We start from the raw sequence: 26,647 nt of genomic DNA, 5'->3' as shown, positions 1-26,647 counted from the left end.
TGGCACTAAAGTGTCAGTTTTTTACAGCGCTTTTAATAAATCTAGAAAATAGCGGTTAGATGGTGTCAGTTGCTAGATAGAATGTTATGGGATGATGATAGATGCCAACACGATGCTACATAACTACATACTGAGTTAATCATTGGTCTCGCGGTATAGTGTGGTCTGTGACTCTTCCCTGAAATCCTCATAAGTGATGGCTGCCTCAGCCTCTGAGGTAGCTACATCGCTGGCAAGCTCTTCCTCTCCCTCATCGCTCACAGGTATGTTTTGTACATCGTCATTTGGAGTGCTTTGTTGGGCAACTGGTACTAGCGCGTCGTCGTCAGAGTTAGGTGCTGTGGTAGGTTGGTTATCAGCGTGAGTAGTTGAATCAAGATTTGTAGCTGGCGTATCGGTTGTAGTAGGTACTGCTTTTGGGTTGTTGTCAAGACTACGATCAGCATCAGATGTAGAGGTTGATAATACACCTGTGAATATGAGTGTGAGCACTATTATAGCGATCAGTAATGAACCAAAAATCATACCAATGATGATAGGTTTTTTATTACTGGTGGCAGTACTCTGTGAGGGTGCTGTCTCTGCGCTATGGGGTTCTGATGATGACCCTTTAGTATCCGAATCCTCATCAGTAAAAGAAGTATCCGTCTCCTCATTATCGTCTACATACTGATCATCCAAGCTGGTATCGAGGCGCTGGGTTTGCGTATGATCGTTCTTGCTCAGAGCACTGTTATTAACAATATTGTTATTAACAGCCTTGTTCCTAAGCGCATCTATACTCGGTCGACTGGTCTGCGACACTGCATTTTGATTCGAAAAATCAAAGGTAGCGTTTGTTGTTTTGATATCTACTGGTTCTAAAACTCGCGCTTGATCGCTATTGTCTTCTTCAAAAAGTAGCAGCTCTGTTGCACTCAAAGGCTCAAAAGCAGGTAGCTTATCTGCTGTGTTCAGTGGTTTTGACTTACCCGTGTTACTTATGTTTTCATCATCTTCAGTGCTCTTAACACGGCTAATAAAACGCTCATAAATGTTGTTTTTGGTACGCTTACGCGACTTTTCTTGCACCAGTTTGGCCAACTCTTCATCAAAGTCAGTACCGATGTTCTTTTTGTCGTCGCTCATAGAATAACACCAAGCCAGTTCGTTCTACTGGCAGTAAATGACTGCTAAAATGAATGATAATTTTCTTGCTAAAATGTAACAGCACCATTAGTTCTCAATATAGTTGCTCACACTCCTATCTTCAAGCACAATTTGTTCGATATCACTAATATTTATGCGTATCATCTCAAATGATTGCACCCACACCTATTCAGACAACACCTAATGAAGACTATATATCATGATAGGCTCAATAATATGGATTTAAAACAGCTTAATGCCTTTATTGCGGTCGCAGACTTACGTAGCTTTAGTGCTGCTGCGACAAAAACAGGGCTGTCGCAGCCAAGTTTGAGCCGTCTACTCAAGCAGCTAGAAACCGATATCGGTGTGGTGCTGATTGATCGCTACCATAGACCTCTGCATCTGACTGAAGCGGGCAGTTTCTTTTACGATAAGATAAGCACCATACTGACAGAAATCGAGACCGTGACCAGTATGACCCAGCGCTTATCCGCGCCAAGTACTGCGCTCAACATTGGGTTTGTGCCCTCGGTGCTATATGGTTTATTACCCGAAATCATCGCAAAGCTAAAGCAGTCTAACCCTGATATCGAGGTTAATCTAAAAGATATTAGCTCATATCAGCAAATGGAGGCGCTCAAGTCTGGTGATATTGACGTGGGTTTTGGGCGTTTTGCGCATCAAGACCCTTGGATTCAGCAAATACTACTGCGTCATGAGCGCTATGTGGTCGCACTACCCAAATCGCATCCTCTTGCCTATGTAGAGGAGCAGCGGTTGATAGATCTGGCAAACAACCGCTTGATTTTATACCATCAAACGCACTTACCGATAGCAGCCACAGTAACGCCCTCGGCGCACGCTCGTAGTTATTCAGACAACACCCAATTAGATAAACCAATCAGAGCTGATGCCGGTGAGCAACTTGCATCTAATAAACCAATCACTGAACCTTTACTACATTTATTTGCACAGTACGGCATATCTCCGTATATGACGACGACGGTAAGTGACTTGCAAGTAGCACTAGGTTTGGTCGCGGCTGGAGAAGGTATTACTTTGGTACCTGCCAGCCTAAAGACCGTACGTACCGAACAAATAAGCTATCAACGTTTGGTACACGAAAATGTCACCTCCCCTATCTACTTACATACCCTCAAAGATTTTGTGCATCCAAGTATCTCTGAGCTATTGAATGCTATCTATCAGGTCTATGAAGAACGAGGCATCACCTACCGGCGACAAAAATTTGTGTAACGTCCTTAGATGACCAGATATTGTGTGGATATTGTGTTATAAAGAAACGCCAAAAATAATCTGCCCTAATACTTGATATTATCAGATTAATATGCTAACCAAAAATAATGGCAGAGCAAACAAATAGTAATAACTATCACTATTAATAAATAGAATAATCATTCTCCTGAAGCATACTGGTGTGCTAAAGTCGATACGATACTAATCGTTTTAGAGAAAATAACTCATAAATCGGTTGTCCACTGATCATTGGCAAGCTGACACAGGTAAGTGATAATTTGCCGTTTTAAACATTTAGAGGTATTCATGACCACACAACCACTCAATAACCCAAGTACCACTGACGATACCGTCACTGCACAGCAAGAAGGCTTTAGTTGGCGCATCTTTGGTCCAGGTATTTTAATGGCGACCGCTGCAATCGGTGGATCGCATCTGATTTCGTCAACACAGGCTGGTGCCATATATGGCTGGCAGCTTGCAATCATGATTGTTTTGGCCAATGTTTTTAAGTATCCGTTTTTTCGCTTTGCAACGGATTATGTCTACGATACTGGTGAGAGCTTGATTGCAGGCTACGCCAAACGCTCAAAGCTATATCTATGGGTGTATTTTATTCTCTCTATCCTATCAGCGGTCATTAGCACTGGTGCGGTCTCACTGATTGCGGCAGTAATTTTGGGCTTTATGCTACCCGCCTCCCTTGGACTATCGACGATGGCGTTGTCTCTCATCATCGTTGCGGTCTCTTGGTTCTTTTTGATAGCCGGTCACTATAAGCTACTCGATGGCGTCACCAAGTGGATTATGATTGCGCTTACGACAGCGACCATCGCAGCGGTTATCATTGCTGCTGGCAAGCCAACCGTGATGGCAGTAGATTTTGTTGCCGCCTCTCCTTGGAATTTGGCGACATTAGGCTTTATTGTGGCGCTAATGGGCTGGATGCCAGCACCACTTGAATTTGCAGCGATTACTTCTATGTGGACTTCTGCCAAGGTGAAAGCAGATCACACGACCCACAGACAAGGCTTACTTGATTTTAATGTGGGTTATGCGGTTTCAGCGGTTTTGGCGTTGTTTTTCTTATCATTAGGTGTATTCGTCCAGTATGGCTCAGGGCAAGAGATTGAATTGGTTGGCGGCGCGTATATCAACCAGCTGATCAATATGTATACCGCAACTATTGGTGAATGGTCAAGACTACTGGTGGCCTTTGTCGCCTTTATGTGTATGTTCGGCACGACTATTACCTGTGCTGATGGTTATGGACGTGCCAATGCTGAGTGCTGGCGTTTGCTTAAAGGTGAGAGTGAGATCAATAAAAAGCAGATCGCTTTTTGGACGACTTATGCTATCGGTGGCGGGCTCGTGATTATTACCTTCTTCACAGGGCAATTGGGCGCCATGCTTAAGTTTGCCATGATATCGGCATTTGTCTCTGCGCCTATTTTTGGTTGGTTGAATTACTCACTGGTCAAAAAACATAAGAAACTATCAGCAGGTATGAATGCACTATCTATCGCAGGTTTGGTATTCTTAGCAGGTTTTGCATTGTTGTTCTTAGCAAACCTAGCAGGTCTATTCTCTTAAACTAAGATTTATAGTCTGGCTCAAACAAAAGCCCTAATAGCTTAGCTATTAGGGCTTTTTTGATGGTTGACTCTCAAAAAAAGAGAAAATATAGGTCTAGTAATTGTAACTAAATGTAAAATATACACTATTATTTAATACGGTTATTTAAGCAATATGAATACTTATTCTAGTGGAACATCAATATACACATAATGCTATTCATATTATGAATACTGTTAAATATTTTAATATTAATTTTTAGTTTAGATAATTAATAATTTTATCAGCAAGCTTTTTAGAGGTCAATAATTGGGTATAATCAGTCACAACAATGATAATACTTTCTCTATCTGCAAGGATACTAGCATGACAACTTCTTCAGCAGGCGCGCGCTTTCGCAGTGCTCTCACTCAAAAAAATGATAATAATCAACCATTACAAATCGCAGGTGCTATCAACGCTTATACAGCGATGATGGCTACCCAAGTCGGTCATCAAGCGTTGTATCTCTCTGGTGCTGGCGTGGCCAATGCTTCATTTGGTCTACCTGATCTTGGTATGACCAGTCTCGATAATGTACTAGAAGATGCTCGCCGTATCACTGACGCAGTCGATACGCCGCTGCTGGTAGATATCGATACAGGCTTTGGTGGCGCGTTTAACATCGCTCAAACCATTAGAAAAATGGAAAAAGCAGGCGTCGCTGCTGTACATATCGAAGACCAAGTCGCTCAAAAGCGCTGTGGCCATCGCCCTAACAAAGAAATCGTCAGCATCTCAGAGATGGTAGATCGTCTAAAAGCAGCATTAGACGCCAAAACTGACCCTGATTTTGTAGTGATGGCTCGTACTGACGCCTTATCGGTAGAAGGGTTAGATGCTGCGGTTGAACGTGCTGTTGCGTTCCAAGAAGCGGGTGCAGATATGATTTTTGCAGAAGCGCTAACCGATATCGAGATGTATCATAAGTTTACTGATGTATTGGACATTCCTGTATTGGCCAACATGACAGAGTTTGGTCAGACAGATCTATACACCACTGACCAGTTGTATAGTGTGGGCGTCGAGATGGTGCTGTATCCGCTATCAGCCTTCCGCGCCATGAACAAAGCGGCACTGAACGTCTATCAGCATCTACTCAATGATGGCACACAAGACAAAGTCGTCGATACCATGCAGACCCGTATGGAGCTCTATGATTTCTTAAACTATCATGAGTTTGAGCAGACATTAGACAAGCTATTTGCTAGTAACAAGTAACTAGCGATTGGTTGTTATTAACGCTGCGAAGATACACTACCTCTGGGTGTTTTATCTTCTTAAAATTCGTATTCATTTACCTTTAGGTTATTTATGTCATTGCTTACTTCTCATACTGCTTTTAGAGCGTCACTACTCAGTAGTACGCTGGCGGCACTACTACTCATAACTGGCTGTGATAACACGCCAGAAACCGTCGATAACGTTGACACGACTACCAGTGAAGCAACCGATACAGTTGCGACCCAAGCTGTGCCATCAGATGCTGTCTCTCAAGACGACTTGGTCATGACGACAATTACGTTAGATACCGTTAACAGTCTACTGTTTGCGCCAATTATCAATAGTGGTGCGCTCAGTGAAGAGCAAGTCAGCTGCCTTGAATCGCGTGATAAGGACTTGGGTAAAGCCGAAGTTGATAGCTTTTATAAGTCTCAATTCACCGATGCAGAGTTAAAAGAGCTAGATAGCTTTTATACGTCGGATGTAGGTAAAAAGCTGCTTGCTTTTGGCAATGAGCAATTGCGCGTCATGAATGGCGAAGAAGTCGCAACCCCAATGGCTGACCCCACCCCAGAAGAAATGACTGAAATCCAGACATTTATGGAGTCGCCACTGGGTGTCAAGTATATGGAAATCAATAATGCAGAAGGCGAAGGCAGCGCGATGGAGGTCTTGAACGGCCCTATTGAAGCTGAGTTTAAGCGTTGTAATGTCGACTTAGACGGTCCACAGCCTGAACAGCCTGCATAACGCTCAACTGGCGCTATAGTCGGTCATTAATCAATAAATTTCTCATCAGAAACATTGTTAGAAATACTGTTTTCACCCAAAAAAGCTACCTACAAAAGGAATGTAACCATGGCAGCACAAAACCAATCAACAAAAGTATTGTCAGGCGCAGGTCTACGCGGACAAGTCGCTGGTAAAACCGCTCTATCTACCGTCGGCAAATCAGGCTCTGGTCTGACCTATCGCGGCTATGACGTATCAGAACTAGCCGACAAGTGTATTTTTGAAGAAGTGGCGTACCTGCTGCTATACGGTAACTTGCCTACGCAAAGCGAGCTTGATGCCTATCAAGCCAAGCTAAAAAAACTACGCGGCCTACCACAAGCATTAAAAGATGTGCTTGAGCGCATTCCAAGCGACGCGCATCCAATGGATGTGCTACGTACTGGTTGCTCGATGCTTGGCAATCTTGAAACTGAGACTGACTTTGCTCAGCAAAATGATCAAACTGACCGTATGCTGGCAGCGTTCCCGTCGATCATCAACTATTGGTATCGTTTTAGCCATGATAATGTGCGTATCGAGACTGATACAGACGACGCCACTATTGGTGGACACTTCCTGCATCTGCTCAAAGGCGAAAAGCCAAACGAGCTACATGAAAAAGTCATGAACGTCTCGCTTATCTTGTATGCAGAGCATGAGTTCAATGCGTCGACCTTTACCGCTCGTGTGTGTGCATCTACTCTATCTGATATTCACTCTTGTATCACTGGTGCCATCGGCTCATTACGTGGTCCATTGCATGGCGGCGCGAATGAAGCGGCTATGGATATGATTGAAGGTTTTAGCTCACCTGATGAAGCTGAGACAGAGATGATGGGCATGCTGGCTCGTAAAGACAAAATCATGGGCTTTGGTCATGCAATTTATAGCGAGTCAGATCCACGTAACGTGGTGATTAAAAGCTGGGCTGAAAAACTGGCTGCTGACGTCGGTGATGAAGTGTTATACCCAGTATCGGTTCGCTGTGAAGAAGTGATGTGGCGCGAGAAAAAACTGTTCTGTAATGCTGATTTTTTCCATGCTTCTGCCTATCACTTTATGGGCATCCCAACCAAACTGTTCACACCTATCTTTGTCTGCTCACGCTTGACTGGTTGGGCCGCTCACGTATTTGAGCAACGTGCTAACAACCGTATCATTCGCCCAAGTGCAGAATATACGGGTGAAGATCTGCGTCCAGTGCCAGATATGAGCGCGCGTTAAGACAGTTAGTGTTAAATGCTTATTATTAGGCAGCTTATTAAGTAACGTTATCAGCTAGCGATAGTGCTGGCTGATAACGATATAATAATTTAGCCTTGTTGACTGTTTAGGCTTAATCATCATATGCCTATTACTCTTTATATAAACCATACCTTTCTATTTTTTAATATCACTTCTTTAGCAAAGCCTACGCAAACGATGTTTTTGCTAAAGGAATGACTTTTTACCTGATATTATCGCTTAACTATTTATGAAAATTAGCCAACAGCCAAAGGTGACTTATGGACAACGCCCTAGTACAACCAATGAACGATGAATTCAAAAAACCACTTCCCGATACTGACCTTTACTACTTTGACACCCGTGAAGCGGTCGAGCGTATCGAAGAAGGTGCTTATGACAAGCTACCATTCTGCTCAAAAGTATTGTGTGAAAACTTAGTACGCCGTTGCCCACCAGAAGAGTTAACCGATGCCCTAAAACAGCATATCGAGGGTAAGCAAGATTTAGACTTTCCTTGGTACCCTGCCCGCGTAGTCTGTCATGATATCTTGGGTCAGACGGCCTTTGTTGATTTGGCAGGCTTGCGTGACGCCATCGCTGAGCAAGGTGGTGATCCGTCTAAAGTAAACCCTATTGTGCCAACTCAGCTTATTGTTGACCATTCTTTGGCTGTTGAGCATGCAGGATTTGAAGAAGATGCATTTGAGAAAAACCGTGCGATTGAAGAGCGCCGCAACGATGACCGTTTTCACTTTATTAACTGGTGTCAGTATGCTTTTGACAATGTAAACGTCGTGCCGCCTGGTAACGGCATCATGCATCAGATCAACCTAGAGAAAATGTCACCTGTCGTACAAGTTGTGCACAATAAAGCAGGTGAAGAAGTCGCGTTTGCCGATACGCTAGTTGGTACTGATAGTCACACGCCGATGGTCGACGCCCTAGGTGTGATCTCAATCGGTGTCGGCGGTCTAGAAGCTGAAAGCGTCATGCTAGGCAACCCATCATATATGCGTCTGCCTGATTACGTTGGTGTTAAGTTAACGGGTAAATTACAAAAAGGCATTACCGGTACGGACTTGGTACTGGCGATGACTGAATTCTTACGTGATGCAGGTGTGGTCTCTACTTATATTGAGTTCTTTGGTGAAGGTGCCCGTCAGCTGACCGTTGGTGACCGTGCCTCAATCTCTAATATGACACCTGAATATGGTGCCACTGCCGCGATGTTCTATATCGATGAGCAAACCACTGACTATCTGCGACTGACTGGTCGTTCTGAAGAACAAATCAAATTGGTTGAACAGTATGCCAAGCAAACTGGCCTATGGGCTGATGGCATGGAAAAAGCCGAATACGCACGTGTCCTTGAGTTTGATTTGTCATCAGTAGGTCGTAATATGGCAGGCCCGTCGCGTCCACATGCCCGCGTATCAACTGATGATTTGGTTGCCAAAGGTATCGCCCACGCGCCCGATCAAAAGCTACCAGAGCCAAAAGATGGTCTAATGCCAGATGGCGCAGTAATTATCGCTGCGATCACCAGCTGTACCAACACTTCAAACCCACGCAACATGGTTGCCGCAGGCTTAGTTGCTCGTAACGCCAATGCCAAAGGATTATTACGTAAACCTTGGGTGAAGTCATCCTTAGCACCTGGCTCAAAAACGGTCAAAATGTACCTAGAAGAAGCAGGTCTGATGCCAGAATTGCAAGAAATCGGCTTTGATGTGGTTGGCTTTGCTTGTACCACCTGTAATGGTATGAGCGGTGCGCTTGACCTTGATATCGAAAAAGAAATCATCGACAATGATTTATTTACCACGGCAGTGCTGTCGGGTAACCGTAACTTTGATGGTCGTATTCATCCATACGCCAAGCAAGCATTTTTGGCATCACCGCCACTGGTTATTGCTTATGCGATCGCTGGTAACATTCGTTTTGATATTGAAAAAGACGTATTGGGTAAAGACACGGATGGCAATGACGTCTATCTAAAAGACATCTGGTTCGATGATGATGAAGTCGATGCCATCGTTGCGGCTGCTGTTAAGCCTGAGCAGTTCAATTCTGTATATATTCCTATGTTTGATGAAGCCAAAAAAGACACGGGCAAGGCATTAAGCCCACTATACGACTGGCGCGAAATGACCACTTATATCCGCCGTCCGCCGTACTGGGAAGGCAAAATGGCTAAGAAAAACAAACTGACAGGCCTACGTCCACTTGCTGTCCTAGGTGATAATATTACAACCGATCATATGTCACCATCAAACGCTATTCTTGGTACGTCCGCTGCTGGCGAGTACTTAGACACCATGGGCTTGCCTGCTGAGGACTATAACTCGTACGCGACCCATCGCGGTGACCATTTAACTGCGCAACGTGCCACCTTTGCCAACCCTAAGCTATTAAACGAGATGGTACGTGATGAAAGTGGTGAGGTTGTCCAAGGCTCACTGGCGCGCGTAGAGCCACAAGGTCAGGTCATGCGCATGTGGGAAGCCATTGAAACCTACATGAACCGTGAACAGCCGCTTATCATCATCGCAGGTGATGGCTATGGTCAAGGTTCAAGTCGTGACTGGGCTGCTAAAGGGGTGCGTCTCGCTGGTGTAGAAGCCGTCGTTGCTGAAGATTTTGAGCGTATTCATCGCCAAAACTTGGTGGGTATGGGCGCGCTACCGCTACAGTTTGAGGAAGGTGTGACTCGCCATACGCTAAATATCGATGGCACAGAAACTTTTGATGTTACGGGCGAAGTGTCTGCTGGCGGGCTGATGACTCTAGTGATTCATCGTGCCGATGGTAGTACCACTGAGACATCTATCATCTGCCGCTTAGATACGGCTGATGAAGTAAAAATGTACAATGCTGGTGGTATGCTACAACGTTTTGCTAAAGAGTTTATCGAAGGTACGCTAGATATTGTCTAGCATTATCCTGTAGGTTTTAGCATGATAAATAGCAAGATATAAAAGTCGCCGATGTTGTATATCCTTATATGACATCGGTTTTTTCGTTGATAATAACGGATATTTGTATGATACTTTATAGAGGTTATTACTAAGAGAAATTCTATGAAAACTCTCAGTTTTTCTAAGGCGAACAAAAACCTTGAAGCGGTCTTAGATACTGTAAATTGTAATGATGACTTGATCACTATAGGTCGTCAAAACAATAAGGGTGCAGTTATCATGTCGCTTGATCATTACAATAGTTTAATGGAGACACTTTATTTATTGAAGTCGCCTGCTAATAGTTCACATTTATCTGAGTCTATTCAACAGTATCGTGCTGGTCAATTTACGGTACGTGGTCTTAAGGATAAGACCTCATATTAAATCAGCTTTCACCTCTTTTATTATGATTTCTGATAAGCTATCTCAGACTTAGATAGTCAACTTGAGTTTGATAAATATAATTTGGAGTAGTAATGCATAAAATTAAAGAACTACACATACAGAATTATAAATCATGCCAAGAAACAAAGATAACTCTTGAAAACTATACGCCTTTGGTTGGATATAATAATGCTGGTAAATCAAATATTTTAAAATGCGTCGATACTTTAGTACGTGGGAAAGGTCAAAATGAATCAAGCTTTTTTGATAATACAAAACCTATCGAGATTATTGCATTACTAGAAGGTCTCGATAACACATCTCTACAGCATTTAAGCCAACAACAGATTACTAGCCTTGAGCCACATATTGAAGAAGGTTCATTGTATGTTCGATTCTTTCAAGAGAAACCTGGTACTGGAAAAAACTCTGTTGTGATGGGTATACAGAAACCTTCAGAACTACAGCTTGGTGTGTGGACAAATCCTAATGGATTACCACAAGCGATAACCACGCTATTTCCTGAGCCAACTTTCATAAACTCAATGGAAGATTCGGCAGAGGACGTTTCTAAGTTTAAAGCGAGTAATACAATAGGAAAACTCATCGCTCACCTACAAAAAGAAATTATAGACTCTAAAGCAACAGAGATAAATAAGGCTCTTGAAGTAGTGGGGAAAAAACTAAATTTGAATGGTAGTCAGAGACTGAACGAGCTATCTAGTTTTGATTCCTCCATCAATGACAAGATTGGTGATTTCTTTCCGGGGTTATCGTTAAATATTGATATACCAACTCCAAGTATTGCAGATTTGTTTAAACAAGGAACAATCAAAGTTAGTGAAGTTGGCACAGCAAGACAGTCCGATTTTATCGATATGGGTCATGGTTCACAGCGTGCTATTCAAATGACATTGATTAGACATTTAGCAGAAATAACAAAAGATGTAGCCAAGCAAGGAAAGACAAACATACTTTTAATTGATGAACCAGAGTTATTTTTACACCCACAAGCAATTGAGTTATTACGATCTTCTCTTAAAATTCTCTCTAATAGAGGATATCAAATTATATTCTCTACACATTCGCCTTATATGATTGAACAATCAGACATACCAATTACTAATATTATTAGAAAGAATAATAATGGAACTATGGTAACTACAAGACTGAAAGAAGCTCTTGAACAAACCTTACTTGACAATAATTCACAAGCTAGATTGCTATTTGATACCTATAATCTTGGACAAATCTTATTTTCTGATAAGATTTTAATAGCTGAAGGAGCTACGGAAAAAACAGTACTGCCAGCTCTTTTCAATAGTGTGACTGGAAAGACTCTAGGAGAACATAAACTTGCTCTAGTCATTGCAAGTGGAGCAAACAATATTCCAAATATGATAGATATACTTGAGAAGATGGGAATAGCCACCAAAGCTCTAGCTGACTTAGATTTCGCATTTACAGGCGCAATAAAACAAAACTTAATAGAAAAACAGAACACCTCTACTGAAGAGTGTTTAAATATCATAGGAAAAATTCAATCAACGCATGGTTTTGAGCTAAAAGGTCGTCATCCTTGTAACAAAAAAGGTTTTAGAGCCAGTGACGTTTATGAGCTAATGGCAGCAGAAAGCGATGCCAAGGTTCATCTTGATAAAATAAGAGAAGATATGAAAAATCACTCCATTTGGGTTTGGTCTAAAGGAGCTATAGAGCCACACTTATGCTTCGAAACTAAAAATAATGGAGAGTGGTTAAGATTCAGACAGAGATTGGCCACTGAAAGTGTTGAAAACTGTGTTGATGACTTAGATGAAATTAGAGACTTCTTTAATTGGTGTATCAGCTAGATTTTTTAGTCGTTTCACTGTTTTTTTTGATCGAAGTATTTTATATCGTTTTACCTTGTTGAAAATACTAAACAGGAATTTAAAAAATGTCTAAACCAAAGCCCTCTTTTGCCCCACAAATATCCGTTCCGGCTACCTATATGCGCGGTGGCACTTCAAAGGGGACGTTTTTTAAACTGTCTGATTTACCTGAGCGATGCCAAGTCGCTGGCGCGGCACGTGATCAATTTTTGCTACGTGTCATCGGTAGCCCAGATCCTTACGGTAAGCAAATCGATGGTCTCGGCAATGGTAGCTCTAGCACCTCAAAAACGGTCATTTTATCAGCCTCTGACAGACCAGATCACGATGTGAATTATCTGTTTGGACAAGTCAATATCGCCAAGCCTATGATTGACTGGGCGGGAAACTGTGGCAACTTAACTGCGGCCGTTGGTGCCTGTGCCATTAATATGGGTTTGGTCGATGCCGACAAAATTGCTAATAGTATCGACGAAGATGCTGAAAGCGGTATTTGTGAAGTACGTATTTGGCAAGAGAATATCGGTAAAACGATTATTGCCCATGTGCCAGTGTATAAAGGTGCAAATGATAAGGTGCAAGTCCAAGAAACAGGTGACTTTGAATTAGACGGCGTGACCTTCCCAGCTGCTGAAGTAAAAATCGAGTTTATCGATCCTGTAGATGCCACTAGCGATATGTTCCCTACTGGCAACTTGATCGATGACTTCGATGTGATGGGCTGCGGTTTAAATACCGATAGTGTCAAGGCGACCTTTATTAGCGCAGGTATCCCAACCATCTTTATGAAAGCGGAAGACTTGGGCTTTACAGGTACTGAGCTACAAGGTGACATCAACAGCGACAGCGAACTACTTGCCAAACTTGAGAAAATCCGTGCCACAGGCGGCGTGGCGATGGGATTGTTCAAAGACGTGAGCGAGGCACAGACCAGTCAACACATTCCTAAAATCGCTTGGGTAGGCGCAGCACAGAGCTATACCGCCTCTAGTGGTAAATCGGTCGATGAAAGCGAGATTGACTTAGTCGTACGTGCCATGAGCATGGGGCAATTGCATCATGCCATGATGGGCACAGCAGCCGTCGCCATTGCTGCCGCGGCAACCACACAAGGTACACTGGTCAACCAAGCAGCTGGTTGCGGTCAATCTGAGCAGCAACTTAGCGAGGTACGTTTTGGTCATCCATCAGGGACATTGCTCGTCGGCGGAAAAACCGAACTGGTCGATGGAAGCTGGCAAGCCAAAAAAGTGTCGATGAGTCGCTCAGCAAGGCGTATTATGATTGGTGAAGTTTTTGTACCAGCGGATGCATTTTAAGCGTAGCCATGGCTTATTTTAATTTACGATAGAGTGTTATGCCAACATCTCCCCAACCCCGCCGCGTGCAATTAGACAAAAAACCTCCAGTCGAAAAGAAAGAACGGCGAGCGCTGCTGTGGGATATTCTAAAAAAACTGGCAGTATTTGCTGCACCCTACCGCCTACTTATTATTGCCACCTTAGCGCTGACCGCATTAGGCTCCTTTACCGCGCAGGTCAACGCGTTTGTGCTGCGTTATACCGTCGATACCTTGACCGAGATTGCCACGCTTGCTGAGCCATGGCAGGCGGGTCTGCGTATGCTAGGTATTATTAGCGCGGTGTTATTGACTAAAGAGATACTGTCGATATTTATCTCTTTTGGTCAGCGTTTTTTTGGTGAAAAAATTCGCATCAATCTGTCGCGCGATTTATCACAGCGCATCATTGAGCGCATCCTGACCTATCGCATGGCTTTTTATACCAGCAGTGAGAATGACAGTGGCAAACTGCAAACCCGTATCGATTACGGTGTCAACAGTCTTACCAGCCTGGTGCAAAACTTCTTTATCGATATGCTACCGCTATTTGCCAATGCGATTGTGGCACTTATCATCATGTTTTCGACCAATTTTTGGGTTGGCATGGTCGGCCTTGTCATCATACCTATTTACTTTTTTATCAGCCAAAAGCAAGCACGCCGTCTGCAAGGCTTTCGTCGGCAGATGCGCGGGTTTCGCGAAGCCAAAAGTGGTTTGGTAATCTCCTTGATCAATTCGATCAGCGTCGTCAAATCTTTCGTTCGTGAGTCTATCGAAGCTGAGAAGCACTTAGCCATTCAAAAAGAAATGACGGATAATCAGCTGCGTATTCGCAGTATTGGTTTTGTTTATGACGCTATCAAAACCTTTATCGAGCAGATTGGCGTCGTGGTTATTATCTTACTCACCGCGTATTTTGTGCTACAAGGTGAGATGACTATTGGTATGATTTTGTTTCATGTCATGCTATTTCAGAATGTCGCCGCCCCTATCCGTCAATTACACCGTATCTACGACCAGATCAATAATGCATTGACCTATGCCGAAGGTTTCTTTGATATTTTAGAAGACGATAAACAAGTCGAAAATATTGCTGGCATCAGTAGCGACAATCTAAAAGGCCATATCGAGCTTAAAAACGTTGATTTTACCTATCCGAATGGTACACAAGCGCTAAAAAACGTTAGTTTTACCATCAAGCCCAATCGTATCACTGCATTAGTGGGTCTCTCTGGTGCTGGCAAAAGCACCATTATTAATCTGTTGGTCAAGTTCTACGCGCCAGACGCTGGCACGATATGTTTAGATGGTCATGATTTGACTGACTGCGATACTCACGAGCTGCGTCAACGCATTGGGCTAGTACTACAGAGCAATCATATTTTTTCGGGTACGATCAGTGAAAACATCCGCTATGGCAATATGAATGCCAGCATTGATGACATTATTATTGCGGCAAAAAAAGCCTCTATCCACGAGCAGATTATAGGGTTAGCTGATGGCTATGAGAGTACCGCCAAATCCTTATCAGGTGGTCAACAGCAGCGTATCGCGCTGGCAAGGATGTTTCTAAAAGACCCACCTATTGTGTTTTTGGACGAGCCGACCGCCAGCCTAGACGCTATCGCCAGTCAGCAGGTCAAAAAAAGCTTAGATCTCATCAAAAAGGACCGTACCGTCATCATGGTCTCACATAACATTGCTCAAATCATCGATGCTGATGATCTGGTAGTCATAGAAAATGGTGAAGTGGTTGAGACAGGCACACATGAAGTACTGTATGCCCAGCGCGGTAAGTATTTTGAGATCTTTAGCGCTATGTCTGATAGCCTAAACTTAGATAAGATTAGCCAAACCCTCAATGGTTAGGCATGGTGAATGCCTGTTTAAATCGTTATAATGCCCCTATTTTACCGCCTATTGCCAGAACCTAAACCATTATGAATTGTGAATTTTCTCTAAAAACCTTTGACGAGCTGACCTCAGTTGATCTTTATCATATCCTAAAAGCACGCTCGCAAGTTTTTGTTGTCGAACAAAACTGTGCGTATCAAGATATGGATGAGGTCGATTTCGATTGCTTGCACCTTATTGCCCATCAAAACGCAGCGTTAGTAGGCTATTGCCGCATCGTCCCGCCCGAATTTAATACACTAAAATCAAATCTATCGGTTGCTGATCCTGCCATCAAAACCAACCACACTACTATGCCAGCTATTGGTAGAGTGCTCGTACTGTCCGAGCATAGAGGTGACGGTCTAGCACGGCAAATGATGACACAAGCGATTGCCCACTGCCGCAAAAAATATGGCAAAAAGCGCCCGATTATTATCTCGGCCCAGGTGTACTTGCTAAGTTTTTATGAGTCTTTGGGCTTTGTGCCTGAAGGCGAGCATTATCTCGAGGACAATATCGAGCATGTAAAGATGGTACTGTATGTCGCCAAGAAAAATAAAGTCAAAAAAGAGAGCACCGACACCGCATCAACCACAACCAAAGTTTTGAGTTTTCTGCTGTTTATTATAGCGGCGCTGTTTATCTTAGGGTTGCTATATCTCATGATTTAAACGGCAAGTAAGGTCTTAATTCTTAACACAATTCAAATTGGTTGTTCCATATTGAGTGTGCTACTTTTAAATGACGATGGCTTTAAAAGGATAACCAGAATCATTGGTTAATAAAGCGGCACACTCAAGGAAGAGGACACAACCATGTCAAATAATCATTCAAATACAGCCAATGCAAATACAAAAAATGCAACCGTAGAGAGCAATGTTCGTCCGGAATACGACGTCGAAATCCAAAAGATTGCCGATTATGTGCTTAATTATTCAATAGATGACGAATCATCGAACGCTGCTGAGGCATGGAGCACCGCGCGTTATTGCCTGATGGACACCATTGGCTGCGGTCTGCTGGCGCTGAGATTTCCTGAGTGTACCAAGCACTTAGGCCCTAATTGTTCCGACCAGATAACACCACATGGCGCGCGTGTTCCTGGTACTGCTTATCGGCTAGATCCAATCAAAGCCGCTTTTGATATCGGCTGTATCGTACGCTGGCTTGATTATAACGATACGTGGCTCGCTGCTGAATGGGGCCATCCTTCCGATAATTTAGGTGGTATCTTGGCGGTCGCGGACTATATCAGTCAGAAAAACATCAGCCAAGGACAAGCGCCGCTCACAATGAAAACTGTGCTTGAGGCGATGATCATGGCGCATGAAATTCAAGGCGTACTCGCGCTTGAAAACTCATTTAACCGTGTGGGCCTGGATCATGTGTTTTTGGTCAAACTTGCTTCAACTGCGGTGATTGCCAAACTCTACCAGTTAACCCGTGAGCGTATCATGGCCGCTATCTCACAAGCCCTCGTTGATGGTCAGGCACTGCGTACCTATCGCCATGCCCCCAATGCTGGCAGCCGCAAATCATGGGCAGCCGGTGACGCTACCAGTCGTGCAGTACGCCTAGTAGATATCACCGCGCGTGGCGAGATGGGCATTCCTGGAGCACTCACCGCATCGCAGTGGGGGTTTTATGATGTGCTATTTAGCCATACCAATAAGGATCTGGCCACAAAGCCACAAGACGAGCGCCGTTTTACCTTTCAGCGTGATTTTGGCAGTTACGTGATGGAAAATATTTTATTCAAAATAAGCTTTCCTGCTGAATTTCACGCCCAGACCGCTTGTGAAGCAGCGGTCATTTTGCATCCACATGTCAAAGGCCGAGTGGATGATATCGAAAAAATAGTTTTGACTACGCATGACTCAGCGATTCGCATCATCTCAAAAGAAGGCGCGCTTGATAACCCAGCGGATCGCGATCACTGCTTACAATATATGGTAGCTGTGCCACTATTGACAGGTGATCTAATGGCGGAGCACTACGAGGACGACTATCACGAGGAGCATCTATCCATCGATGAGCTACGCGGCAAAATGGTAGTAGAAGAAAACGTAAAGTACTCAAAGGACTATCATGATCCCAGTAAGCGCTCTATCGCCAATGCCATTCAAATATTTTTTGCAGATGGTAGCAGCACAGAAAAAGTTGCCATTGAATATCCCATCGGTCATAAACGCCGACGCGCCGAAGGCATTCCTGTATTGGAGGCAAAGTTCCGTGCCAGTCTGGCAACCCGCTTTGTCGACAGCCGTTGTCAGCAGATCATTGAATTGTGTGACGATCAAGAAAGACTAGAACAAACACCGGTAAATGAGTTTATGGACTTATTCATGGCTTACTAACGGCGTATCTTTTATGGTCTTATTTAGCTAATATAACTGCTACCAAGGTATGGACTCTCCCGCCCAATCGACGAAACTGCCTGATTGAGCAGCTGTCATACCTGATAGCACATCTAACAAGCACTTCGCGCTATATGCTGGTGAGAACAGATGTCCTTCAGCGACATTGCCTTGGAACGGCGCGGAGAGCTGAGTATCAACAGTGCCTGGTTGCATGACAACCACGCACACTTCTTTTAGTGACCTGCCCCATTCGATACTTAGATTTTTCATACCCATATTGAGCGCCGCCTTACTCATTCTATAGCTATACCAACCGCCGAGCTGATTGTCAGTAATACTGCCAACACGGGCCGATATGGTCACAAAAATCGCTGGATGCTCAGCACTACGTTCAGCTTTGGCAAGCAATGGCTTGATGTGCTTGGCGATGAGCAACCCTGCTAGCGCATTGATTTGCATATTTTGCAAAAAAAACTCGGTATCTATTTGTCGCAACGCTTTCTCTGGCTGCGCGGTATCTGTATGCAATAACCCCACGCAGTTGATGACCCAATCTAGATGACCGACTGTTTGCTTAATGGTATCGGCCGCTCTTTTGATGCTGTCCTCATCGCTGATATCCATCGGTAGCCAGTGCAGGTTTTCTGTTTCGATATCAGGCTCAGTGCGATGATAAGTGGCAAATATTTGTACACTATGGCTGTGATTGGTTTGCACCAGCTGCTGGACCATAGCTTGACCAATACCGCCTGTACCACCGATAATCAGGTAAATTTTGTCATTCATATGATACTTTTCCTTGTTTATAAGTCTTTATTTATTTTGGCTGATTTTATGAGGGTTTGCTATAGTCAATATACGCTACAATAATTGCTAGCGATTAGACCGACGTTTTGTTGTATCTTATTTTTATATTGATGTTTTTATACGGATATCAGCGCCTTATGCTATCACCTCAAGACCAATTGACCGAACTAGTACGTGCCTTAGAGAGCGATCAGCATGTGTTTGCTACTGACCCGTTACTTATCACTGAAAAACTACAGGGTGAGGATGGCACACCTATCCAAAAATTGCACAGACGTGCATCTCGTATCGATAGCAATGGGGCGCTCGCTCGGGTACTTGGTAAAATTGATGGTCGCATAAAAGGCATTATGATTGTCATGAGTGTGGTGTGGTGCCTATCAGGGTTTTTGGGATTGTTTACCCTCTTGCAGTCCAACGTCGTGAATTTCTTTTATGTACTGGTCTGCTTGCTTGGGTTCCACACTATTATGCTTGGCGGTTGGCTGGTCATGACACTCATCAACCGAGACCAACAAGCGCCCAGTTGGTTTGCCAGCTTTGTCAGTCCAAGCTACCTCATACGTGGTAAGGACGATGTGACCAAGGCGGCAGTCGATCTGTATGAGCGACAATTGCAGCATAGCGGTATGCGCTGGTATCTGGGTAGATTCAGCCATCAGTTGTGGCTTGCAACGCTGACGGGTATGCTGCTTGCGATTATATTTTTGTTGATTGTGCGCCAGTATAGCTTTAGCTGGGAGTCGACTTTGCTCTCTGATCAGGCACTAGTAAGCTTGACTCAAATACTCGGCTGGTTGCCAAGTATGGTTGGGTTCGATGTGCCAGACAGTACCGCCATTGCCCAAAGCCGCCTTGTGACAGACGCCATGCCATTGTCTGTTGCACGGCAATGGGCAGGCTTACTAGTGGGTAGCTTGCTTATGTATGGCATTGTGCCGCGCGCGATCGCATGGGCGTTTTGTGCCTTGATGTTCCGCCGCAAAAAAATGCGTTTAGACATCAAGCAGCCGTATTATCAAAAGATAATCAATTTTTGGCAGCGCCATGTGGTTGATGCCGATGACTTTACAGAAGCGCCAGCACCTATCGCACCCAAAGCGGCGGTGAGTGCTGGCAAGAAACTGGTTGCCCTACTCGAATACCCCTCAGATCAGCAAACATGGTGGCAGTCAGGTCTTGAAAAATCAGAAAGCATTGAGAATTTCGGTATTGTGGATGACCGTGAGGACATGGCACGTCTCAAAGACTACTTGGATGAGCATCCCGTACAAGTACTACTAGGTATTCATAGTAAGGCATTGCCTGACCGTGGTACGCTACGTAAGCTTGACCAAATCGCCGCTCATGCAACAGATGGACTGATTGTACAGCTACTCAGTGACACTCAACCACTTACTGATACTGATTTGACACCTAACAATGCCCCAATAGACAAACAAGCCGTTCGCTATCAGCAGTGGCAAACCGCACTCTCTGCGCGAAACATTGGCTTAGTTGACGTTAATTATTAGACTGTTGACTCTTTTAGGGTCGTATTTTTAAGGGACTTCTTTAACGGTACTTGTCATCGTAACTAAAACAACATAACACAAGTATGATAGATCAATGGTTGTACCTCTCATGACCCGCTAAAAATTAGCGATAACAGTCATTGAGATAACAAGGATGTTTTATAGTGGCTAGGAGCCCGATATGGCAGCAGACAATACTCTCTTGACGCTCGGTCAGTATGGTCAGGTATTAGACGATTACAAAGAGGCACTAAACCAAAGCATACTAGCGGCCTCCCCCGAGTCATGGCAGCCGATGCTGGCAAGTATCTTACCTGCACACTGGCAAGAATGGTTATTGCCGCTGGCAGGCGGTCCCTTCTTCTTATTGTTTTTGGCGGAGTGGTTCTATCAGTCTAGGCGTGGTAACGGTAAGCACTTTAGCTGGCGCCGTGCGATGACCAATTTTAGTTTGGGTGGTTCCTATTTAGGGTTTGAGCTGATTGTCCAAGCACTGATCGTGCTACCTATTTGCCTGTGGTTGTATCAGTATCGATTGTTCACCATCGAGGTGACATGGCTGACTGCCATCCCTATATTTGTCGCTGTTGAATTTAGCTACTATTGGTTTCACCGTGCATCACACCGTATGAATTGGTTTTGGTCAGCGCATGTCGTACATCATTCAGATGATAACATGAACTTATCGACTGCTATGCGCCAGAGTTTGCTGTACTCAGTAACGGGATGGTGGTTGTTCTTTGTTCCACTGATGCTGCTAGGCGTGCATCCTGTCTGGGTATTTTTCTTTTATGCGCTAGATCTGATCTATCAGTTCTTTATCCATACCGAGACGGTTGGGAAATTCCCAAAATGGATTGAGTATATTTTTGACACACCATCCAATCACCGCGCCCATCATGGCACCAATAACGAATATATTGACCAAAACTACGGCGGCGTCCTTATTATTTTTGACCGTTGGTTTGGTACTTATGTAGAAGAAGATATAAGCAATAATCCCGTCAGATATGGTGCAGTTGGTGAGGATAGCCATGACAAGATTATTAGTCTGATATTTGGGGTCTTTTACCGCATGTGGCAGCGGTTTTTTCGTGCTAAAGGGTTTAAGAAAAAGCTCAAGGTACTATTACGCCCGCCTAGCGCAATCTCATAGGTGATTTATAACGGCGATGTATCGAAGCAATAGTACGTATGCATAACCAACACTCAACCAGATTTTTTTTACTATATATGGCTATTTTAGTCATCAATAATGATAAGACGCAATTATGAATAATGATAATAAAAAAGATGATCACGAAAACCATAAGCCTGTTGGTCTCTTTGCAGATAAGGCGTTGCCTCGTGACTCAAATAACTACGACAATCTCAATAGTAGCCCCAATAGCTTGCAAGCGGCAATCGATCAGCCAAAGCTGACTGATGACAATCAACCGGTATCAAATGAATCAGCAGCGCCAACTGCAACCAAAAATACGACAAAGAAAACCATTGCCAGTGGCGAAGCACTAAAATTAGCAGTGGTTGGTCATACCAATACCGGTAAAACGTCCATACTGCGTACCTTATTGCGAGATGTGTATTTTGGTGAGGTCAAAAACGAAGCAGCAACCACACGCCATGTGGAACAAGCCAGCCTGACAGACAGTAAAACGGGGGAGATACTGGTAGCATTGTACGACACGCCAGGTCTAGAGGATGCATCAGGACTGATGGACTGGTTGGAGGATAATACCGCCAGTCGCCGTGATGGTATTGAGCGTTTGCAGCAATTTTTGGCTGCCGATGTTGCTCAAGGTGCAGACAGCTATGACTTGTCCTATGATTATAGCCAAGAAGCCAAGGTGATTCGTCAGCTGCTAGCAAGTGATATGGCCATATATGTGGTAGATGCGCGCGAGCCTGTATTGGGTAAATATAAAGACGAGCTGGCTATTTTATCTTGGGCGGCTATTCCTGTCATGCCCGTTTTTAATTTTACTGACAGTCAGGATGCCAATATCGATGACTGGCAGACCATGCTGGCAAGACGCAATCTACATATCTCTACACGTTTTGATTCCGTTGCGTTTGAGTTTGAGGACGAGATGCGTTTATGGACCAATCTTGCTACCATGCTCACCCACTCTGAGATGCTTGAGCAATTGATGCAGCGCCGGACTGAGGACTGGGCACAGCTGTATGATGAAGCCAATATCATCATTGCGGATTTTTTATTGAATGTCGCTGCATTCGTACGTGAGATCAATGAAGATGATGACCCGATGCCTATATTGGCACAAATGCAAGAAGCGGTCAGACAAAGTGAGCGTGCGATGCAGCACAACCTTCTTAATCTTTATAAATTCTATGATAATGCTGTGGCGGTAACCCCACTTGAACTGCAAGCCTACCAACAAGACCCATTCGATCCTGAATTGCTCAAAAGCTATGGTATCCGCACCACGTCTGGTGCCGCAGCGGGTGCGCTACTGGGGTTGGGTATTGATGCAGCGGCGCTTGGCACGACATTGGGTTTAGGTGCTGCAATTGGCGGTATCGCAGGCGGGTTACTGTCTAATACCAGTAGTATTGCTGATAGAATCACAGGAGTAAAACGCTTATATATCGATCCTGCGACATTGACATTGCTTGCTACGCGAGCGATAGACTTACTCACTGCCTTGCGTCATCGCGGTCATGCTGCGACAGACGCCACTCAACTGTTATACAAAGGCGAAAAAGATAGCCTTGAGACATCATTAAATAATGATGACGATAATGAAGAGGTTCAATCTATTACCGTATGGCCCACACACAAATTGCCAAGCGAGCTAAAAAAAGCTCGCGGCAAACCGCAATGGTCATCGCTTAGCAGTGGCAAGTCCGAACAAGCGCAGTTGCTACGTACAGACATGGCATGGTCGCTGTCAGGTAAGCTGCAATCATATAAGCGCGAATCGTAACCATATACAGTAAGCAAAACCTAATAGGGCTACATTAGTTTTGTGCCGCTAGTTTTTTGCCTCCAATAAAGCACTTAATGCCTCGGTGCCGCGTACGTCTGTTTGCTGTAGATAAATCGGATACAAGGGATACTTGGAAAAATTCTTTTCAATATCCTGCATTAACTGCTGTTGGCGCTCTGCACGGCGGCGCCAAAACTCATCCGATTGAGTGAGCGTTATCAGCTGGTTAATAACTATCGCTGCTGGTGTGAGCTTACTCTCTTCTAGTTGCTCAATAGCTCGCTTAGTCTCTGCCAATGGCAGAACATCCGCAGTCATAACCAATACAATTGCGGTTTGGGTGCGGTCATGTAGTAGTAACCCTGCCTGTCGAAATAATTGCTTGCGCTTCTCTAATACCGATACCGCTTGCTCCCAGCGATCAGTTTTTTTTGCTGCAAATGGATTTGGCACTTCTTTTGTAAGGGAGTCGGTTTGATGGCTCTTTTGATTACTTTTCTGATTATGACTGTCCAAATGCGTCGCCACTGAGCGCAGTTTGGCTTGTCTACGCTGCTGCGCTAGTAGACCATCTGTCCATGCTCCCATCATCTCTGGTAGTACCAATAATCTTAAGGTATGTCCCGTAGGTGCAGTATCAAAGATAATATGTTCATAACCTGCACTCGCGGCTGCAACCAAATGCTGACACATTGATTCAAGCATCGCTGCTTCCTGGGCACCAGGTGCTGACTTTGATAGTCTCAAATGCTCACGAATTTTGGGCATCATATCTGGATTGGCATAGGACTTAATCGTATGTTCAACTTGGGCAAAGTGCTCGTCAACGATAATATCAGGGTCTAGCTCGATGGCATCTAGGTAGGGAGAGATGACTGTTTTCTCGTTCTTTAAACGGGTATTTAGGACATCACCCAAACTGTGTGCAGGATCGGTTGAAACAATTAAGGTTTTTTGCTGTTGGCTTGCGTAATAGCTGGCAAGTGCAGCCGCAGTGGTGGTTTTTCCTACACCGCCCTTGCCCCCGATAAATATAATCGGCTGTGTCGTTAGCTGTTCTACGAATCCATGTAAGTGATGTAATGCCATATCTCTATCTCATTTTTCAAACTGTTTTTATTTTTCTCTAGCTACCAAACCCCTAGCAACAACCAACATGATCAAATGGACATCTATCCATGCCCATACGCGTATGCCACTCATGAAAGTTCTCTAAAAATAATGGCTGCAACTCTAACGTATAAAAGCTGGCGGGATTATCGATGCCCAAACTCTCAGCAAACATGAGTAGCATAAAAAAATCCTCCTCATCACGGGCAGCTCGTGCCATTGTCTGTCGATAAGGCGCATGATAAAACTCATTTAGACCAGCAGCAAACCGTTGCCACCATGGTTGGGCGCTTTTGGTGTCTGCTAAAATATTTTTATTTTCCATAATACACTCACCCCTTTTCTTATTTATTGTTATCTATCATGCCTATATGATACAAAAAACGCCAGCAATTGCTGCTAGCGTTTTTGTTTGGTAAACATGTTAGACAACTAAAAGCTTAAACCTCTCCGCCTTTACCTTTATGTATTGACCACTCTTTACGTAGTACGGATAGACTCTCGAACGTCACTAAGACTGTAGCGATCAAGATAATGATATCCATGATGATCAGCAGCCAATTTCCATCTGTGAAGAAGGTTTTTAACTGAATCAGTAGTGCAAAGACAGTCATGACCAACAGGAATGATAACGGCGCTAAGGTGTACCAAACTGGCTTACCTTTGCGTAGCAAAATGACCGTTACAATCATTAAGGTCAATGCTGCCATGAGCTGGTTAGTTGTACCAAATAATGGCCAAATAATCATACCACCAGCACCATCAATACCACCAGCACCAAAGGCTAATAGCAAACAGCTGCCAACAGCAAGTAACGTTGCCACGACGCTTTTATTCAGTATTGGTAAATTATAAAACTCGCCAAACTCTTGGAAAATATAACGTTGTAAGCGTACGCCAGTATCCATGGTGGTACCTGCAAACAATGCTGCCATAACTGTAAGCATCGTCTGTGATAACACCATATCGATACCAACACCAGCATTCAAAATAGTCGCACCGCCATCAATAAAGGCACCGATAGAACCATCACCAAATTTTTGATAGACCGCTTGCCAATCTCCAAGTGTCGCAAAGCCTGCTGTTGCTGCTAAAATTGCGCCAAGCGCCAACATGCCCTCGCCTAATGCGCCAAAATAACCAACAAAACGCGCGTCTTCTTCTTTATCAATCTGCTTAGATGTCGTCCCTGTCGCAACCAGACCGTGGAACCCAGATATCGCACCACAAGCAATGGTCACAAACAATAGCGGCATAAGTGACGGTGTATCAACAGGCAATGTTGTATTTATTGCTGGTGCCACGATGTCTGGCTTACCAATAAAAATAGCAGCATATAACAGAATCAAACCGACAAACAACTGCAATCCGTTGATGTAATCACGAGGCTGAAGCAGCATCCATACAGGTAGCAACGAGGCGATAGCTGCATAGCTGAACAAAATAATAATCCAAACCGCATTATCAGGCAGTCCAAAGACCGTCTCAGGCAATACAATCGGGAACATAGGGCCAAGATAGATAAGGCCATATAGTGCACTAACACCAATGATAGATACCCAAACGAGATTCATCTTGTAGCGATAAATACACTGGCCAATGATAAGCGCAACTACCAAGGCTCCCCAAACTGGCAGTACAGCAGATGGGGTTTTGATCATCATGTTTGCAATAGCCACACCAAATACGGCATTAACCATCAGCAATAGCAAGAAAATCACAACCATCATCAGACTACGGACACGCGTGCCCATGACAGTACCAGCAATAGAGCCAATCGACTGGCCTCTATTGCGCATACTTGCCCAAATGGCTGACATATCATGTACACCAGCCATAAAAATGGTGCCAAATACTACCCAAATAACGGCAGGTACCCAGCCCCAAATAACAGCAATCGCAGGACCGATAATCGGTGCAGCACCTGCCACCGATGTAAAATGATGTCCCCAAAGCACATACTTGTTGGTGGGGACATAATCGACCCCATCTTTCATAGTGTGTGCTGGCGTGGGACGGCTGTTATCCAATGCCAATATCTTAGTAGCAATGAATTTTGAGTAAAACACGTAGCCGCACAGCATGGCAGCAACGCCGAATAGAAGTACAATAGCACTATTCATCTCATCTCTCCCTAGACAAGTAGTAGGTAGCCGTATAAGTTCAAGCTTTTTAAATCAAAATATAAAAAATATGCTAAATTAGTGTGCGGTGAGTGACTC

General features: G+C 44.1%; 20 protein-coding genes. 15 read left to right on the top strand and 5 right to left on the bottom strand.

Features of this window, described 5'->3' with window-relative positions; translation table 11 throughout:
- Positions 1-135 precede the first annotated feature (135 nt).
- A complete protein-coding gene (locus NJD71_RS09220) occupies positions 136-1,128 on the bottom strand; it encodes a hypothetical protein (RefSeq protein ID WP_319051675.1) in 993 nt (330 codons plus the stop codon).
- A 237-nt stretch (positions 1,129-1,365) separates the two neighbouring features.
- Here NJD71_RS09220 and NJD71_RS09215 point away from each other — a divergent pair, with 237 nt between their 5' ends.
- From NJD71_RS09215 to NJD71_RS09160, 12 genes are all read left to right on the top strand, one after another.
- Positions 1,366-2,388 (top strand): LysR family transcriptional regulator, encoded by a 1,023-nt coding sequence (locus tag NJD71_RS09215; protein WP_319051674.1) that lies wholly within the window; start codon positions 1,366-1,368, stop codon positions 2,386-2,388.
- Between the two features lie 306 nt (positions 2,389-2,694).
- On the top strand, positions 2,695-3,981 hold the full coding sequence (locus tag NJD71_RS09210; protein WP_442967667.1) for an NRAMP family divalent metal transporter: 1,287 nt from the start codon (positions 2,695-2,697) through the stop codon (positions 3,979-3,981).
- Between the two features lie 348 nt (positions 3,982-4,329).
- Positions 4,330-5,223, top strand: a complete 894-nt coding sequence (prpB, locus tag NJD71_RS09205; protein WP_319051673.1) for a methylisocitrate lyase — start codon at positions 4,330-4,332, stop codon at positions 5,221-5,223.
- Between the two features lie 93 nt (positions 5,224-5,316).
- A complete protein-coding gene (locus tag NJD71_RS09200) occupies positions 5,317-5,976 on the top strand; it encodes a DUF2059 domain-containing protein (protein WP_319051672.1) in 660 nt (219 codons plus the stop codon).
- A gap of 108 nt (positions 5,977-6,084) precedes the next feature.
- The gene (prpC, locus tag NJD71_RS09195; RefSeq protein ID WP_319051671.1) at positions 6,085-7,224 is read left to right on the top strand and encodes a bifunctional 2-methylcitrate synthase/citrate synthase; all 1,140 of its coding nucleotides are present in this window, start codon (positions 6,085-6,087) and stop codon (positions 7,222-7,224) included.
- Positions 7,225-7,529: 305 nt separating this feature from the next.
- Entirely contained in the window at positions 7,530-10,163 is a 2,634-nt protein-coding gene (acnD, locus tag NJD71_RS09190) for a Fe/S-dependent 2-methylisocitrate dehydratase AcnD (protein ID WP_319051724.1), read from the top strand.
- A 144-nt stretch (positions 10,164-10,307) separates the two neighbouring features.
- A complete protein-coding gene (locus NJD71_RS09185; protein WP_319051670.1) occupies positions 10,308-10,571 on the top strand; it encodes a type II toxin-antitoxin system Phd/YefM family antitoxin in 264 nt (87 codons plus the stop codon).
- A gap of 92 nt (positions 10,572-10,663) precedes the next feature.
- Entirely contained in the window at positions 10,664-12,424 is a 1,761-nt protein-coding gene (locus NJD71_RS09180; RefSeq protein ID WP_319051669.1) for an ATP-dependent nuclease, read from the top strand.
- An 86-nt stretch (positions 12,425-12,510) separates the two neighbouring features.
- Positions 12,511-13,764 (top strand): 2-methylaconitate cis-trans isomerase PrpF, encoded by a 1,254-nt coding sequence (gene prpF, locus NJD71_RS09175; protein ID WP_319051668.1) that lies wholly within the window; start codon positions 12,511-12,513, stop codon positions 13,762-13,764.
- A gap of 38 nt (positions 13,765-13,802) precedes the next feature.
- Positions 13,803-15,656, top strand: coding sequence for an ABC transporter ATP-binding protein (locus NJD71_RS09170; protein WP_319051667.1), 1,854 nt, complete (start codon positions 13,803-13,805; stop codon positions 15,654-15,656).
- 71 nt (positions 15,657-15,727) lie between these two features.
- Positions 15,728-16,354, top strand: a complete 627-nt coding sequence (locus NJD71_RS09165; RefSeq protein ID WP_319051666.1) for a GNAT family N-acetyltransferase — start codon at positions 15,728-15,730, stop codon at positions 16,352-16,354.
- Positions 16,355-16,498: 144 nt separating this feature from the next.
- On the top strand, positions 16,499-18,040 hold the full coding sequence (locus NJD71_RS09160; protein WP_319051665.1) for a bifunctional 2-methylcitrate dehydratase/aconitate hydratase: 1,542 nt from the start codon (positions 16,499-16,501) through the stop codon (positions 18,038-18,040).
- Between the two features lie 39 nt (positions 18,041-18,079).
- Here NJD71_RS09160 and NJD71_RS09155 read toward each other — a convergent pair whose 3' ends face one another.
- The gene (locus tag NJD71_RS09155) at positions 18,080-18,829 is read right to left on the bottom strand and encodes an SDR family oxidoreductase (RefSeq protein ID WP_319051663.1); all 750 of its coding nucleotides are present in this window, start codon (positions 18,827-18,829) and stop codon (positions 18,080-18,082) included.
- Between the two features lie 158 nt (positions 18,830-18,987).
- Here NJD71_RS09155 and NJD71_RS09150 point away from each other — a divergent pair, with 158 nt between their 5' ends.
- The 3 genes from NJD71_RS09150 (at position 18,988) to NJD71_RS09140 (ending at position 23,312) form a co-directional block, all read left to right on the top strand.
- Positions 18,988-20,364 carry a DUF2868 domain-containing protein gene (locus tag NJD71_RS09150; RefSeq protein ID WP_319051662.1) on the top strand — a complete coding sequence of 459 codons (1,377 nt, stop codon included), beginning with the start codon at positions 18,988-18,990 and terminating at the stop codon, positions 20,362-20,364.
- Between the two features lie 181 nt (positions 20,365-20,545).
- A complete protein-coding gene (locus NJD71_RS09145; RefSeq protein WP_319051661.1) occupies positions 20,546-21,520 on the top strand; it encodes a sterol desaturase family protein in 975 nt (324 codons plus the stop codon).
- Between the two features lie 115 nt (positions 21,521-21,635).
- A complete protein-coding gene (locus NJD71_RS09140) occupies positions 21,636-23,312 on the top strand; it encodes a DUF3482 domain-containing protein (protein ID WP_319051660.1) in 1,677 nt (558 codons plus the stop codon).
- 48 nt (positions 23,313-23,360) lie between these two features.
- Here NJD71_RS09140 and NJD71_RS09135 read toward each other — a convergent pair whose 3' ends face one another.
- From NJD71_RS09135 to NJD71_RS09125, 3 genes are all read right to left on the bottom strand, one after another.
- Positions 23,361-24,404, bottom strand: a complete 1,044-nt coding sequence (locus NJD71_RS09135; protein WP_319051659.1) for an ArsA family ATPase — start codon at positions 24,402-24,404, stop codon at positions 23,361-23,363.
- A gap of 52 nt (positions 24,405-24,456) precedes the next feature.
- Positions 24,457-24,750 carry a cory-CC-star protein gene (locus tag NJD71_RS09130; protein ID WP_319051658.1) on the bottom strand — a complete coding sequence of 98 codons (294 nt, stop codon included), beginning with the start codon at positions 24,748-24,750 and terminating at the stop codon, positions 24,457-24,459.
- 115 nt (positions 24,751-24,865) lie between these two features.
- Positions 24,866-26,548, bottom strand: coding sequence for a carbon starvation CstA family protein (locus tag NJD71_RS09125; RefSeq protein WP_319051657.1), 1,683 nt, complete (start codon positions 26,546-26,548; stop codon positions 24,866-24,868).
- Between the last annotated feature and the right edge of the window lie 99 nt (positions 26,549-26,647).

Origin of the sequence: Psychrobacter sp. PP-21 (assembly GCF_033790785.1) — a bacterium.
In the GTDB taxonomy this organism is placed as follows: domain Bacteria; phylum Pseudomonadota; class Gammaproteobacteria; order Pseudomonadales; family Moraxellaceae; genus Psychrobacter.
Note: the sequence above shows the minus strand (reverse complement) of the source record. Positions and strands in the feature narration are given on the sequence as shown.

Coding starts and splice junctions, on each gene's coding strand:
- NJD71_RS09170 (WP_319051667.1), top strand. CDS start 13,803: ATGCCAACATCTCCCCAACCCCGCCGCGTGCAATTAGACAAAAAACCT.
- NJD71_RS09215 (WP_319051674.1), top strand. CDS start 1,366: ATGGATTTAAAACAGCTTAATGCCTTTATTGCGGTCGCAGACTTACGT.
- NJD71_RS09140 (WP_319051660.1), top strand. CDS start 21,636: ATGAATAATGATAATAAAAAAGATGATCACGAAAACCATAAGCCTGTT.
- NJD71_RS09125 (WP_319051657.1), bottom strand. CDS start 26,548: ATGAATAGTGCTATTGTACTTCTATTCGGCGTTGCTGCCATGCTGTGC.
- NJD71_RS09160 (WP_319051665.1), top strand. CDS start 16,499: ATGTCAAATAATCATTCAAATACAGCCAATGCAAATACAAAAAATGCA.
- prpF (WP_319051668.1), top strand. CDS start 12,511: ATGTCTAAACCAAAGCCCTCTTTTGCCCCACAAATATCCGTTCCGGCT.
- prpC (WP_319051671.1), top strand. CDS start 6,085: ATGGCAGCACAAAACCAATCAACAAAAGTATTGTCAGGCGCAGGTCTA.
- NJD71_RS09200 (WP_319051672.1), top strand. CDS start 5,317: ATGTCATTGCTTACTTCTCATACTGCTTTTAGAGCGTCACTACTCAGT.
- NJD71_RS09130 (WP_319051658.1), bottom strand. CDS start 24,750: ATGGAAAATAAAAATATTTTAGCAGACACCAAAAGCGCCCAACCATGG.
- NJD71_RS09185 (WP_319051670.1), top strand. CDS start 10,308: ATGAAAACTCTCAGTTTTTCTAAGGCGAACAAAAACCTTGAAGCGGTC.
- prpB (WP_319051673.1), top strand. CDS start 4,330: ATGACAACTTCTTCAGCAGGCGCGCGCTTTCGCAGTGCTCTCACTCAA.
- NJD71_RS09155 (WP_319051663.1), bottom strand. CDS start 18,829: ATGAATGACAAAATTTACCTGATTATCGGTGGTACAGGCGGTATTGGT.
- NJD71_RS09220 (WP_319051675.1), bottom strand. CDS start 1,128: ATGAGCGACGACAAAAAGAACATCGGTACTGACTTTGATGAAGAGTTG.
- NJD71_RS09165 (WP_319051666.1), top strand. CDS start 15,728: ATGAATTGTGAATTTTCTCTAAAAACCTTTGACGAGCTGACCTCAGTT.
- NJD71_RS09145 (WP_319051661.1), top strand. CDS start 20,546: ATGGCAGCAGACAATACTCTCTTGACGCTCGGTCAGTATGGTCAGGTA.
- acnD (WP_319051724.1), top strand. CDS start 7,530: ATGAACGATGAATTCAAAAAACCACTTCCCGATACTGACCTTTACTAC.
- NJD71_RS09150 (WP_319051662.1), top strand. CDS start 18,988: ATGCTATCACCTCAAGACCAATTGACCGAACTAGTACGTGCCTTAGAG.
- NJD71_RS09180 (WP_319051669.1), top strand. CDS start 10,664: ATGCATAAAATTAAAGAACTACACATACAGAATTATAAATCATGCCAA.
- NJD71_RS09210 (WP_442967667.1), top strand. CDS start 2,695: ATGACCACACAACCACTCAATAACCCAAGTACCACTGACGATACCGTC.
- NJD71_RS09135 (WP_319051659.1), bottom strand. CDS start 24,404: ATGGCATTACATCACTTACATGGATTCGTAGAACAGCTAACGACACAG.